Origin of the sequence: Afipia carboxidovorans OM5 (assembly GCF_000218565.1) — a bacterium.
Lineage (GTDB): Bacteria > Pseudomonadota > Alphaproteobacteria > Rhizobiales > Xanthobacteraceae > Afipia > Afipia carboxidovorans.
The window spans coordinates 2,248,801-2,262,732 of the sequence record NC_015684.1 but is presented as its reverse complement, the minus strand read 5'-3'; the positions used below and the strand labels follow the sequence as shown (position 1 = coordinate 2,262,732).

Below are 13,932 nucleotides of genomic sequence, written 5' to 3'. Positions count from 1 at the left end.
GTCTTTTGCCCGCCAATCCGGTTTCAGTGACGGCTCTCCGTCCCTCGATTCCAGAGTGCTTTCCCATGCGGCTCACGCGCTATTTCCTCCCCATCCTCAAGGAGACGCCCAAGGAGGCGGAGATTGCTTCCCACCGCCTGATGCTGCGCGCCGGCATGCTACGGCAGGAGGCGGCGGGTATCTATGCCTGGCTGCCGCTCGGCTTCCGGGTGCTGAAGAAGATCGAGCGGATCGTGCGGGAGGAGCAGAACCGGGCGGGCGCGATCGAGCTTCTGATGCCGACGCTGCAACTGGCCGACCTGTGGCGCGAGAGCGGGCGCTACGATGCCTACGGCCCGGAGATGCTGCGCATCGCCGACCGCCACAAGCGCGAACTCCTCTACGGGCCGACCAACGAGGAGATGATTACGGAAATCTTCCGCAGCTATGTGAAGTCCTATCGCAACCTGCCGCTCAATCTCTATCACATCCAGTGGAAGTTCCGCGACGAGCAGCGCCCGCGTTTCGGCGTCATGCGTGGCCGCGAATTCCTGATGAAGGACGCATACTCGTTCGACCTCGACGAGGCGGCGGCACGTCTGTCTTACAACAAGATGTTCGTCGCTTATCTGCGGACTTTCGCGCGTATGGGGCTGAAGGCCATTCCGATGCGTGCTGAAACGGGTCCGATCGGTGGCGACCTGTCGCACGAGTTCATCGTGCTGGCGGAGACGGGTGAGTCCGGCGTGTTCTGCAACAAGGACGTGCTCGATCTGCCGGTGCCGGGCGAGGATGTCGATTACGACAGCGACCTCACGCCGATCATCAAGCAGTGGACCGAGCTTTATGCCGCGACCGAGGACGTGCATGACGCCGCGCGCTATGAGACGGAGGTCCCGGCCGAGAAGCGCGTCAACACCCGCGGCATTGAAGTCGGCCAGATCTTCTATTTCGGCACCAAATATTCCGACTCGATGAAGGCCCTCGTGGTGGGTCCGGACGGCGTTGAGAAGCCGGTGCACAGCGGCTCCTACGGCGTCGGCGTGTCGCGTCTCGTCGGCGCGATCATCGAGGCCTGCCATGACGAGAACGGCATCAAGTGGCCGGAGGCGGTGGCGCCGTTCACGGTGGCGATCCTCAACCTCAAGCAGGGCGCCTCGGATACCGATGCCGCCTGTGAGAAACTCTATCGGGCACTCACGGCAAACGGCGTCGATGTTCTCTATGACGACACCGACCAGCGCCCCGGCGGTAAATTCGCGACCGCCGATCTGATCGGCATTCCGTGGCAGATCCTGATCGGGCCGAAGGGTCTCGCCGAAGGCAAGGTCGAGATCAAGTGCCGCGCCGATGGCAGCCGCGAACTGATGAGCCCTGAGGACGCGCTCGCGCGGTTTGGCGCGAAAGCTTGAGCTTGCGGTAAAGCCGCAGCCCGAACGACGCGAAGCAATTGAGCGGTGAATCATTGTGCCGCGGGGGCGGCGCAATGAGGCGCGTGGACTACAATTTGCCTGATTCGCATGAAATCCGGGGCGATGGACAGATTTGATGAGTGAGCCGGTTCGGACTGCGCCCTTTGCCGCCTTCGAGTGGCTGATCTCCGCCCGCTATCTGCGGGCGCGGCGCAAGGAAGGATTCATCTCCGTCATCGCCGGCTTCTCTTTTCTCGGCATCATGCTGGGCGTCGCGACGCTCATCATCGTGATGGCGGTGATGAACGGCTTCCGCAAGGAACTGCTCGACAAGATCCTCGGCCTCAACGGCCACCTTCTGGTCCAGCCGCTGGAATCGCCGCTCACCGACTGGAAGGATGTCGCCGACCGCATCAACGGCGTCACCGGCGTTCGCCTCGCCGCGCCCATCGTCGAGGGGCAGGCGCTGGCGTCCTCGCCGTTCAATGCCTCGGGCGTGCTGGTGCGCGGCATTCGCTCCGCCGACCTCGACAAGCTCACCTCGATTGCGAAGAACATCAAGCAGGGCACGCTTGAAGGTTTCGATGAGGGGCAGGGTGTCGCCATCGGCCGCCGCCTCGCCGACCAGCTCTCGCTGCGCGCCGGCGATACCGTGACGCTGGTGGCCCCGCGCGGCGCGGTGACGCCAATGGGCACCACGCCGCGGATCAAGCCTTACAAGGTCGCCGCCGTGTTCGAGATCGGCATGTCCGAATACGATTCCTCGTTCGTGTTCATGCCGCTTGTCGAAGCGCAGGCCTATTTCAACCGGCCGAGCGACGTCACCGCGATCGAGATTTATACCGATAACCCCGACAAGGTGGATGCCTATCGCAAATCTGTGGCGGAGGCAGCCGAGCGGCCGATCTTCATGGTCGACTGGCGGCAGCGTAACTCGACGTTCTTCAACGCGCTGCAGGTCGAGCGCAACGTCATGTTTCTGATTCTCACCTTGATCGTGCTGGTGGCGGCGCTCAACATCATCTCCGGCCTCATCATGCTGGTGAAGGACAAGGGCAGCGACATTGCGATCCTGCGCACCATGGGGGCGACGCAGGGCTCCATCATGCGCATCTTCCTGATTACGGGCGCGGCCATCGGTGTCGTCGGCACGCTGGTCGGCTTCCTGCTCGGCGTCGTGGTCTGCCTCAACATCGAGACGATCCGCCAGTTCATCTCGTGGCTGACCAACACCGAGCTTTTCTCGCCCGAACTCTATTTTCTGTCGAAGCTGCCCGCCGAGATCAGCGCCGGTGAAACCGCCGCGGTGGTCATCATGGCGCTGACGCTGTCGTTCCTCGCCACGCTCTATCCCTCATGGCGCGCGGCGCGGCTCGATCCCATCGAAGCCCTAAGGTACGAGTGAGCGCGCCGATGCAAGTGGATCACGATGCGCCGGTGGTGTTCCTCCACGACATCCATCGCCAGTACCGCCAGGGCGAGACGACGCTCACCATCCTGTCGGGTGCAAAGCTTGCGCTGTGGGCCGGGCAGTCGGTGGCGCTGGTGGCGCCGTCTGGCACCGGCAAGTCGACGCTGCTGCACATCGCGGGGCTTCTCGAGCAGCCGGATTCCGGCGAGGTCTATGTCAACGGCGCACCGACCTCGACGCTGTCGGATGCCGAGCGCACGCAGATTCGCCGCACCGATATCGGCTTCGTCTATCAGTCGCACCGCTTGCTGCCGGAATTCTCGGCGCTTGAGAACGTGATGCTGCCGCAGATGATCCGCGGTCTCTCGCGCAAGGAGACGGTGCAGCGCTCCCGAGAGATTCTGGCCTATCTCGGATTGTCCGAGCGCGTTACCCATCGCCCGGCAGAGTTGTCGGGCGGCGAGCAGCAGCGCGTCGCGATTGCTCGCGCGGTTGCAAATGCGCCGCGGGTGCTGTTTGCGGACGAGCCGACCGGTAACCTCGACCCGCACACGGCCGCTCACGTCTTCAACGCGCTGATGCAGCTTGTGCGGGCGACGCAGGTCGCGATGCTGATCGCGACCCATAACATGGAGCTCGCCAACATGATGGACCGCCGCGTCTCGCTGGCGGACGGTCAGGTGGTCGAGCTCGATTGATCTTCGATTGCGGTTAGGGATGACGATCGCGCGTCACTGCGCGCGATGCGTTTTGCGCTTCGGCTTGCGGTGGATATGCCGCGACGGCGGAGGAGCGACCGTGGCGCGGTAGGGATTGTAATAGGGATCGATATTGCCGAACGGCGAGTAGGGCACGCGCGGCTCGCGCACCACGTAAGCCGTACCGGGCGCGCCGCGATAGAATGGGTCGCGGTAGCACATCGCCGAGCGGCCGGAGGCGCTGAGCTGGCACTGCGCGAGCGTCGAGTAGCTGCAATCCTCATACTGATCACGCGTATAGACCCTCATGCAGTACGGGTACTCGATCAAGGCTTGTGCCGGGACCGGCGCCAAAACCGAGCCCCCGCAGGCAAGCACCACCACCGCCACCGCGTGGCGAGCGCTCAACCCAAAAGGCAGCTTGCTCATGCTCAATAGACCTCGCGATAGATGCGGCGGTGAGGCCGGCGAACCTCCGGCGAGCGATTGTAGAACGGGTTGATGTCGCAATAGGCGAAGCGCCCGGATGCCGCCGCCTGGCAGGCCGCGTAGCTCGGAAAGCTGCACTCTCCATAACCCGTATAGTCGCGGCCCCGGATGCAATAAGGATATTCCTGCGCGGCAGCGGGCGTCGTGTCGATGCTGGTGATCGCGGCCACGGCAGCGAGGGCGAGGAAAAGGTGACGCATGGAGCTCTCCTGAACGTCCGGAATCGCGAAACTGCCTGTTCGTGAACGGGTTCCGCAGGTTGGTCAATACAGATCGACCGACTTGGTTCGATGCTGGCGGGGCCTGTCCTGTCAAACCTTCGTTAAGACTGTTTGCCACCTTCCGGCTGGTCTGTCGGCCTGTGCTTGACGATAGAACAAATATCGAACATTGTTCTGTATATGTTCTTTGGCAGAAAACGCCTCGAAACGTGTCAGGAGAAGGAGCCGGTCATGTTGAAGACGTTCGTTGAGGAAGCCGCCGCTTTGGCCTCTCTCGTGCTGTTCGTTGGGACTGTAGCGGTGTGGGCGCACCTCATTCCGCAGCTCTGAGGGCGGCCTGGCCAGAAGGCTGGGGAAAGGGATGATAGCTCCGCCCGATGTGCGGTTGCACATGGACAGGGCGGGGCGCGGGCGGCACCGTGAGGTGAGTTGAGTCGCCCGTGTGAGCGGGGTTCGGAAGCTCGCTTCTGACCGCCACACGGGGGTGCGGCTCCCAAAAATCTCCCAGCGCGAAAGTCTGCCCGGATGGCGTCTCCCGGATTTATCCATCTTCACGTTCACTCGGCCTATTCGCTGCTGCAGGGCTCGATGAAGACCGAGAAGCTCGCGGCTCTCGCCAAGGCCGACAACCAGCCCGCGTTGGCGCTGACCGACCGCGACAATATGTTCGGCGCGCTGGAATTCTCCGAGAAGCTTGCGGGCCTCGGCATCCAGCCGATCATCGGCTGCGCGCTTGCGGTCGATTTCGGCGACGTCGATCCCGCCGCGCGCAATGCGGCCGCCCTCGCGCCCGCCCGGATCGTCCTGCTCGCGCCGACCGAGGACAGCTATCGCAGCCTGATGCGGCTCAACTCGCGCGCGTTCCTCGAAATGCCTGCCCAGCAGACGCCTCACATCAAGGCCGAGTGGCTGGAGCAGGAAAGGACCGGCCTGATCGCGCTGACCGGCGGACCGGAGGGGCCGATCTCGCAGGCGCTCATGGCCGAGCATCCCGAACTTGCTCTCCAGCGGGTGGAAAAGCTCGCGGACCTGTTCGGCGACCGGCTTTATCTCGAACTGCAGCGCCACGGCCTCGACAGCGAACGGCGGATCGAGAGCGCGCTGATCGACATCGCCTATGGCAAGGGGCTGCCGCTCGTTGCGACCAACGAGCCGTATTTCGCGACCGTCGAGGATTACGAATCCCACGACGCGCTGCTGTGCATCGCGGGCGGGCGGCTTCTCGCGGAGACCGAGCGCGCGCACCTCACGCCCGATCATCGCTTCAAGACTCGCGCCGAGATGGCGGTGCTGTTCGCCGACCTGCCGGAAGCGCTCGCCTCGACGGTCGAGATCGCGCAGCGCTGCGCCTTCCGTCCGCGTAAGCGCAAACCGATCCTGCCGCACTTCACCGTCGACAGCGATCACATGGCCGATGCGGTCAGCAAGGAAAACGCCGAGCTTCAGAAGCAGGCGGAGGAAGGTCTCGCACGGCGGCTCAAGGCGCACGGCCTCGCCGAGGGCAAGACTGAAGAAGACTACCGCACGCGCCTTGCCTACGAGATGAGCGTCATCACCCGCATGAATTATTCGGGTTACTTCCTCATCGTGTCCGACTTCATCAAGTGGGCGAAGTCGCAAGGCATTCCGGTGGGGCCGGGGCGCGGCTCGGGCGCAGGCTCGCTCGTGGCCTACGCGCTCACCATCACCGATCTCGATCCGCTGCGGTTCGCGCTTCTGTTCGAACGCTTCCTCAATCCCGAGCGCGTGTCGATGCCGGACTTCGACATCGATTTCTGTCAGGACCGCCGCGGCGAGGTGATCGATTACGTGCAGCGCCGCTACGGCGCCGACCATGTCGCGCAGATCATTACCTTCGGTACGCTGCAGGCGCGCGGCGTGTTGCGCGACGTCGGCCGTGTGCTGCAGATGCCTTACGGCCAGGTCGACAAGCTGACCAAGCTCGTGCCGCAGAATCCGGCGGCCCCCGTGACGCTCGCCAAGGCGATCGAGGGCGAACCGAAGCTGCAGGCCTTCCGCGACGAAGACCCGGTGGTCGCGCGTGCCTTCGACATTGCCCAGCGTCTCGAGGGACTGACGCGCCACGCCTCGACCCACGCCGCGGGCATCGTGATCGGTGACCGGCCGCTCTCCGAACTCGTGCCGCTCTATCGCGATCCGAAATCGGACATGCCGGTCACCCAGTTCAACATGAAATGGGTTGAGCCCGCGGGCCTCGTAAAATTCGACTTCCTCGGCCTCAAGACGCTGACGGTTCTCGACGTCGCGGTGAAGCTCTTGAAACAGAGCAACATCCACGTCGATCTTGCGCACCTGCCGCTCGACGACAAACAAACCTACGACATGCTGACCCGGGGCGATGTGGTCGGCGTGTTCCAGGTTGAAAGTCAGGGCATGCGGCGCGCGCTCGTCGATATGCGGCCCGACCGCTTCGAGGACATCATCGCGCTCGTCGCGCTCTATCGTCCGGGCCCGATGGCGAACATCCCGACCTATTGCGCGCGCAAGCACGGCGACGAGGAGCCCGAATATCTGCACCCGGTGCTGGAGCCGATCCTGAAAGAGACGTTCGGCGTCATCATCTATCAGGAGCAGGTGATGCAGATCGCGCAGGTGATGGCGGGCTATTCGCTCGGAGAAGCCGACCTGCTGCGCCGCGCGATGGGCAAGAAGATCCGTGCCGAGATGGAAAAGCAGCGCGTGCGCTTTGTTTCGGGCTCGGTCGAGCACAGCATCTCCAAGTCGCAGGCTGACCAGATTTTCGAACTGCTCGCGAAGTTCGCCGACTACGGCTTCAACAAGAGCCATGCTGCGGCTTATGCGCTCGTGTCCTACCAGACCGCCTACATGAAGGCGCATTATCCGGTGGAGTTCATCGCCGCGTCGATGACACTCGATACCGGCAACACCGACAAGCTCTCTGAATTCCGCGCCGAAGCGCAGCGCCTCGGTATCAAGGTCGAGCCGCCGTCGATCAATCGCTCGGAAGGCACCTTCACTGTCGGTGAGAACACGATCTTTTATTCGCTCGCCGCGCTGAAGGGGGTGGGAACGCATGCCGTCGACATGATCGTCGAGGCGCGCAAGAACGGCGGGCCATTCACCTCGCTGTCGGATTTTGCCGCGCGCGTGCCGCCGCGCGCGATCAACAAGCGCGTGCTGGAAAGCCTTGCCGCCGCCGGCGCGTTCGACACGATCGAGCCGAACCGTGCTGCGGTGTTCGCGGGCGCCGATGCGATCCTCGCTGCCTGTCAGCGCAGCCACGAGGAGGCAGTGCTCGGCCAGAGCGATATGTTCGGCGGACAGACCGGCGGGCCGGTCATCACGCTGCCGCATGTCGAGCCGTGGCTGCCGGCCGAGCGGCTGCAGCGCGAATACGGCGCGGTCGGCTTCTTCCTCTCCGGCCATCCGCTCGATGATTACAAGGTCGTGCTGCAGCGGCTCAACGTGCAGTCGTGGGCGGAGTTTGCGAGCGCCGTGAAGAATGGCCGCACCGCGGGCAAGGTTGCCGCGACGGTGGTCTCGCGCATGGAGCGGCGCACCAAGACCGGTAACAAGATGGGGATCATCGGGCTCTCCGATCCCACCGGACACTTCGAGGCTGTGCTGTTCTCCGAAGGACTCGGCCAATTCCGCGAATTGCTGGAGCCGGGGCTGGCGGTGCTTCTGCAGCTCAGCGCGGAGTTGCAGGGCGAGGACGTGCGCGCGCGCATCGCCAATGTTGAGCTGCTCGATCAGGCGGCGGCGAAGACCTCGATGGCGCTGAAGATTTTTCTGCGCGACGACAAGCCGCTGGAATCGATCCGCCGCCGTCTCGAGGATCATGCGCGCGGAGGCGGCGCGGGATCGTCCGCACGCGCGGGCGAAGTCACGCTGGTGATGATGCTTGATCTTGAAACCGAGGTCGAAATGAGGCTGCGCGACCGCTACAAAGTGTCGCCGCAGATTGCGGGCGCGCTGAAGGCGATTACCGGCGTCGTCGATGTACAGACGCTTTAGAGGCCGTTCAAACAATATTCAGACAGCACGCTGCGGAATATGCCATGATCGCGAAGTATCGGATCGGAGATCGCTATGGCGTTTCGCACCTTGGGACTGTTCGCTGCCGCTGCGCTGCTGGCTGTGACGGCGTTGCCGGGGTTGGGACAGGCTCAACAGCCTGAGCAATCCAACGGCCCGCAGGAGAAGCGCATCGCGCTCGTCGTCGGCAACGGTGCCTATGCCAAGGCGCCGCTTGCGACCGCGGCGAACGACGCGGGCCTCATCGCACAGACGTTGGAAGCGGCAGGCTTCGAAGTTGTCGGTGCGCGCGATCTCGACGGCGATACGCTGCGTGGCAGCTTCCGCGATTTCATCCAGAAGGCGCAAACCTCCGGCCCCGATACGGTGGCGATGGTTTATCTCGCGGGCTACGGCCTGCAGCTTGCGGGCGAGAATTATTTCATCCCTGTCGATTCCAAGATCGAGCGTGACACCGACATTCCGACCGAAGGACTGCGCCTCGGTGATTACATGCGCCAACTGGCGGCGCTGCCGTTGAAGACCAGCATTATCGTGCTCGACGCCGCGCGCCAGCAGCCTTTCATCGATGGCGATGTGCAGATCGCGAGCGGTCTTGCGCTGATCGAGCCTGAGCCGAAGATGCTCGTTGCCTTCAATGCGGCGCCGGGCACCGTCGCGCCGGAAGAGCAGGGTGCTTATGGTGCTTACGCGCAGGCGCTCGCCGAGATGATCCGCGCGGGCGGCTTGCCGCTGCCGGAATTGTTCGATCGCGTGCGGCTGCGCGTCAACGAGACGACCAAGGGTGCGCAGGTGCCGTGGGATGCCGCGAAGGTGGAAACGCCGTTCGTGTTCTTTGATCGTGCACCCGATGCGCCGCCCCAGCCGACGGCTGAGCAGGCAGAAGCCGCGCGCAAAAAGCCGATCAAGGAGATGGGGCCGCAGGACGCTTATGCCGCGGTGCTCGAGCGCGACACGCTGCAGGGTTATGAGGATTTCCTCGGTGCCTATCCGGACGATCCGATGGCGAAGCGCGTGCGTGTGATCACGGCTGCGCGGCGTGAGGCGATCACCTGGCGGCGGACGTATCGGACCGATACGCCGGATGCCTACTGGTCGTATCTGCGCCGCTATCCGCACGGTCCGCACGCGGCCGACGCTCGCCGCCGTTTGGCCATATTATCTGCAGCGCTGGAACCGCCGCAGTCGTTCGCGATGATCGACTACGACGTGCCGCCGCCACCGCCGGATGAGATCGTCTATGTCGATCGGCCGGTGCTGATGTTCTCTGATCCGGATTTCGATTTCGCACCGCCGCCACCGCCGCCGGTCTATTACCTGCCGCCGCCGCCGGAAGATTTCATCGATCTGCCGCCGCCGTATTATTCGGATGACCTGTTCATCCTGCCGCGGCCGATTTTCATTCCGATCCCGATCTTCGTGCGTCCGCCGGTCTATGTGCGGCCGCCGCAGCACAACTTCCTCTTCACCAACATCCATAACCGCGCGGTGATCGATCGCGATATCAACCGCCGCGGTCCGGGTGGCTTCAACCGGCCGGGTGGGCCGGGTGGTGCGATCGTCCCGCCGGGTGCGAAGGGGCCTGCGATCCAGCGTCCGTTCGGGCCGATGCTGCCGGGTGCTGCGCAGCGCCGTGCTACGCTCATTTCGGAAGGCAAGGCGCAACGGCCCGCGAGCTCGCTCATCAACCCGCGCGCCAATATCGGCAATGTCGATCGCCGTGCACCGCTGCCGGGTCCGCGCAAGTTTGGCCCGTCGGCGACCTCGCCGCGGCCGGCTCCGGGCGCGCGTCCCGCTCCAACGACCATGCCCAACCGCAATGCGTTGCCGGTGCCGGGCAGGGGCAACGTGCCGAGCGCGCCGCTCGATGCGCGTGGACCGGGGAATGGTCAGAGGGGGGCTGGTCAAACGCCCGGTCCACGTCCTGGCCAGCCGCCGGTGCCCGGTCAGCCCGGCCCGCAGGTTCGTCCGGGTCAGCCCGGTGGCCCCGGTGCGTCCGGCCGTATGGGACCGGGCCCGGGCCAGCGTGGACCTGATGCAACCCGGCCCGGCATGACCCGGCCTGACGTCAGTCGCCCCGGTATCAACCGGCCGGACGTCAACCGTCCGGGCATGAACAGGCCGGGAATGAGTGGGCCGAGGCCGGATGCGGTGAGGCCGCCGCCGTCGGCACGCCCGTCCGCGCCGCCTGCTGCCGCGCGTCCTGCGCCGCAGATCCGGCGGCCTGCGGCACCGCCGCGCCCCGCGCCGCAGATGCGTCCGCAGGCGCAGCCGCAGCCTCGGGTAGCTCCGCCGCCGCGGATGGCACCTCAGCCGAATCGGGCGATGCCTCAGCCGCAACGGATGGCTCCGCCGCCACAGCGCATGGCGCCGCCACCACAACGGATGGCTCCACCGCCTCGGATGTCTGCACCTCCGCGGGCGGCTCCGCCGGTGGCCCGCCCGGCACCCCCGCCGCGCATGGCCGCGCCCCCGCCGAGAATGGCGGCGCCGCCCCGGCCAGCGCCTCCGCCACGGGCAGCTCCAGCCCCCAAGCGGTGCCCGCCGAACGTGCCGAGGTGCTGACAGATAAGGTGCTGATAGAAATGAGGCCGGCGGACGCTCCGCCGGCCTTTTCCTTGGGGTGCGGGAACCGGGCAGGGCGGGCGCGAAAAGGACCGCCCAATCCTTGCCGAATCTTTCCGCCAATCCTTCGCCTGATCGGTCGCTGAATCCTTGGCCGAATCCTTGCGTTATGGCCCTTTTGTGGGTATAAGCCGCGCCATCTCACACGGAAACATGGCTGTTACAGGCCGTCCGGTGGCAGCCGGGCCGCACGATCCGTCCATTCGGATATCGCGCCAAGCTCGTCTGCTCACACGTTTCCGGAGGCACAACCGGAGAATACATCATGGCGCTACCCGACTTCACCATGCGTCAGCTCTTGGAAGCTGGCGTGCACTTTGGCCATCAGGCCCACCGCTGGAATCCGAAGATGGCCGATTTCATCTTCGGGGCTCGCAACAACATTCACATCATCGACCTCGCGCAGACCGTGCCGCTGATGCACCGCGCGCTGCAGGCGGTGAGCGACACCGTCGCCAAGGGCGGCCGCATCCTGTTCGTCGGCACCAAGCGCCAGGCGCAGGACGGCGTTGCCGACGCGGCGAAGCGTTCGGCGCAGTATTTCGTCAATTCCCGCTGGCTCGGCGGCACGCTCACCAACTGGAAGACGGTGTCGGGTTCGATCCGCCGTCTGCGCCAGCTTGAAGAGATGCTCGGCTCGGCCGAAGGTAGCCAGTACACCAAGAAGGAGCGCCTGACGCTCCAGCGCGAGCGCGACAAGCTCGACCGCTCGCTCGGCGGCATCAAGGACATGGGCGGCTTGCCCGACCTGATCTTCGTGATCGACACCAACAAGGAAGACATCGCGATTCAGGAAGCCCAGCGTCTGGGCATTCCGGTTGCGGCGATCGTCGACACCAACTGCGACCCGAAGGGCATCACTTACGTCGTTCCGGGCAATGATGACGCGGGCCGCGCGATTGCGCTCTACTGCGACCTCATCGCGCGTGCGGCAATCGACGGCATTTCGCGCGCCCAGGGCGATGCGGGCATCGACGTCGGTGCGCTCGCTGCGCCGCCGCAGGAAGATGCGGTCGAGGCTTCCAAGACCGAAGGGTTCCAGGGCTTGGCGGGTCCGCGCGGCGTTGCCGACGACCTCAAGAAGCTCTCCGGCGTCTCCGGCGCGATCGAGAAGAAGCTCAACGATCTCGGCATCTTTCACTACTGGCAGATCGCCGAACTCGACTCCGCCACCGCGCACAAGATCGGCGAAGAGGTCGGTCTTCCGGCCCGCGTCGACGGCTGGGTCTCCCAGTCGAAGTCGCTCACCGCAGACGCGGAATAATTCGTATCAAATCTGCGGCCGGCTCTGCCGGCCGCGTCATTTTAGACAGGAACGCCCTGTAAGGACGATGGCATGCGGCACCGCGGCCGCGGCATTGCAGGCGAGAGGATATTGACGATGGCAACGATCACGGCAGCGATGGTCAAGGAACTGCGCGAAAAGACCGGCGCAGGCATGATGGATTGCAAGCAGGCGCTCACCGAAAACGATGGCAACATCGATGCCGCGGTGGATTGGTTGCGCAAGAAAGGCCTGTCGAAGGCTGCGAAGAAGGCCGGCCGCGTTGCCGCTGAAGGCCTGATCGGCGCGCTCGTCTCCGGCAACAAGGGCGTTCTCGTCGAGGTCAACTCCGAGACCGACTTCGTCGCCCGCAATGAACAGTTCCAGGGCCTCGTCAAGATGATCGCGCAGGTCGCGCTCGATGCCGGCACCGACGTCGAGGCGATCAAGGCCGCGAAGGTCGGCGGTGTTACCGTCGAGACGGCGATCTCGGATGCGATCGCGACCATCGGCGAGAACATGACGCTGCGCCGCGCTGCCGCGCTCTCGGTCAGCAACGGCGTCGTTGCAAGCTATATCCACAATGCGGTCACCGACGGCCTCGGCAAGATGGGCGTGATCGTCGCGCTGGAATCGACCGGCAAGGCTGACGAACTCGCTGCACTCGGCCGCCAGATTGCGATGCATGTCGCCGCCGCGAATCCGCAGGCGCTCGATGCCGCAGGGCTCGACCCGCAGGTCGTCGCCCGCGAGACCGACGTGCTCGCCGACAAGTATCGCCAGCAGGGCAAACCGGATAACGTGATCGCCAAGATCGTCGAATCCGGCCTCAAAACCTACTACAAGGAAGTGACCCTTCTTGAGCAGGCCTTCATTCACGACAGCGGCAAGAGTGTCGCGCAGGCTGTGAAGGAAGCAGAGGGCAAGGTTGGTGCGCCTATCAAGGTTGCCGGCTTTGTGCGCTATGCTCTCGGTGAGGGAATTGAGAAAGAAGAAGCCGATTTCGCCGCCGAAGTCGCTGCTGCTGCCGGACAGGGCTAAGCGGAGACTCCGCAACAGCCGATCTGGAAGGGACAACGCGTCATGGGTGAGCCGCTCTATCGTCGCGTCGTGGTGAAGATTTCCGGCGAGTATCTCGCCGGGGCCCAGCCTTTCGGGATCGATCAGTCCGTGCTCGACCGCGTTGCGTCCGATGTCATCGACGCCACCGCACGCGGCATCGAAATCGCCCTCGTCGTCGGTGGCGGCAACATCTTCCGTGGTGTCGATGTCTCCTCGCGCGGCGTGTCGCGGCCGACCGGCGATTCCATGGGCATGCTCGCCACCGTGATGAATTGCCTCGCGCTCGAATCCGCGATCGAGCGCAAGGGCAAGTCGGCGCGTACGCTGTGCGCGCTGGTGATGCCGCAGGTTTGCGAACTCTTTACCCGCAAGACGGCGCTGCGATACCTTTCCGAGGGCCGCGTCGTGCTGCTCGCGGGCGGCACCGGCAATCCGTTCTTCACGACCGACACCACCGCCGTGCTGCGCGCAAGCGAGATCGGCGCACAGGCGGTGCTGAAAGCCACCAATGTCGATGGCGTCTACAGCGCCGATCCGAAGGTGGACAAGAACGCCAAGCGCTTCGAGCGGCTGACGCATTCGCAGGCAATCGAGGGCGGCTACAAGGTGATGGACGCGACAGCGTTCGCGCTTGCCCGTGAAACCTCATTGCCTATCATCGTGTTTTCAATCGCCGAATCCGGATCGATCGGTGCGATTCTGGATGGCACCGGCCGCGGCACCATCGTAGCCGGCTGACAGGGAGCGGGAG

10 protein-coding genes are annotated in these 13,932 nt (G+C 64.6%); 8 read left to right on the top strand and 2 right to left on the bottom strand.

What is annotated here, in order from left to right; translation table 11 throughout:
• The first annotated feature begins 65 nt into the window (after window positions 1–65).
• From proS to OCA5_RS10430, 3 genes are all read left to right on the top strand, one after another.
• Complete coding sequence (gene proS, locus OCA5_RS10440; RefSeq protein ID WP_012563095.1) at window positions 66–1,391, top strand: proline--tRNA ligase; 1,326 nt, start codon at window positions 66–68, stop codon at window positions 1,389–1,391.
• 136 nt (window positions 1,392–1,527) lie between these two features.
• Window positions 1,528–2,796, top strand: coding sequence for a lipoprotein-releasing ABC transporter permease subunit (locus OCA5_RS10435; RefSeq protein WP_012563096.1), 1,269 nt, complete (start codon window positions 1,528–1,530; stop codon window positions 2,794–2,796).
• 8 nt (window positions 2,797–2,804) lie between these two features.
• Window positions 2,805–3,500, top strand: a complete 696-nt coding sequence (locus OCA5_RS10430) for an ABC transporter ATP-binding protein (protein WP_013913155.1) — start codon at window positions 2,805–2,807, stop codon at window positions 3,498–3,500.
• A 33-nt stretch (window positions 3,501–3,533) separates the two neighbouring features.
• Here the strand turns inward: OCA5_RS10430 and OCA5_RS10425 are convergent, their stop codons facing one another.
• Window positions 3,534–3,929, bottom strand: coding sequence for a DUF3551 domain-containing protein (locus tag OCA5_RS10425; protein ID WP_012563098.1), 396 nt, complete (start codon window positions 3,927–3,929; stop codon window positions 3,534–3,536).
• Between the two features lie 2 nt (window positions 3,930–3,931).
• Window positions 3,932–4,189 carry a DUF3551 domain-containing protein gene (locus tag OCA5_RS10420; RefSeq protein ID WP_012563099.1) on the bottom strand — a complete coding sequence of 86 codons (258 nt, stop codon included), beginning with the start codon at window positions 4,187–4,189 and terminating at the stop codon, window positions 3,932–3,934.
• A gap of 546 nt (window positions 4,190–4,735) precedes the next feature.
• On the opposite strand from OCA5_RS10420, the gene dnaE reads away from it, so the two are divergent.
• The 5 genes from dnaE (at window position 4,736) to pyrH (ending at window position 13,919) form a co-directional block, all read left to right on the top strand.
• A complete protein-coding gene (gene dnaE, locus OCA5_RS10410; RefSeq protein WP_012563101.1) occupies window positions 4,736–8,209 on the top strand; it encodes a DNA polymerase III subunit alpha in 3,474 nt (1,157 codons plus the stop codon).
• Between the two features lie 75 nt (window positions 8,210–8,284).
• Complete coding sequence (locus OCA5_RS10405) at window positions 8,285–10,795, top strand: caspase family protein (protein WP_012563102.1); 2,511 nt, start codon at window positions 8,285–8,287, stop codon at window positions 10,793–10,795.
• Window positions 10,796–11,120: 325 nt separating this feature from the next.
• On the top strand, window positions 11,121–12,119 hold the full coding sequence (locus OCA5_RS10400; RefSeq protein WP_012563103.1) for a 30S ribosomal protein S2: 999 nt from the start codon (window positions 11,121–11,123) through the stop codon (window positions 12,117–12,119).
• 117 nt (window positions 12,120–12,236) lie between these two features.
• A complete protein-coding gene (tsf, locus tag OCA5_RS10395; protein ID WP_013913154.1) occupies window positions 12,237–13,160 on the top strand; it encodes a translation elongation factor Ts in 924 nt (307 codons plus the stop codon).
• Window positions 13,161–13,202: 42 nt separating this feature from the next.
• Window positions 13,203–13,919, top strand: a complete 717-nt coding sequence (gene pyrH, locus OCA5_RS10390) for a UMP kinase (protein ID WP_012563105.1) — start codon at window positions 13,203–13,205, stop codon at window positions 13,917–13,919.
• Window positions 13,920–13,932: the final 13 nt, after the last annotated feature.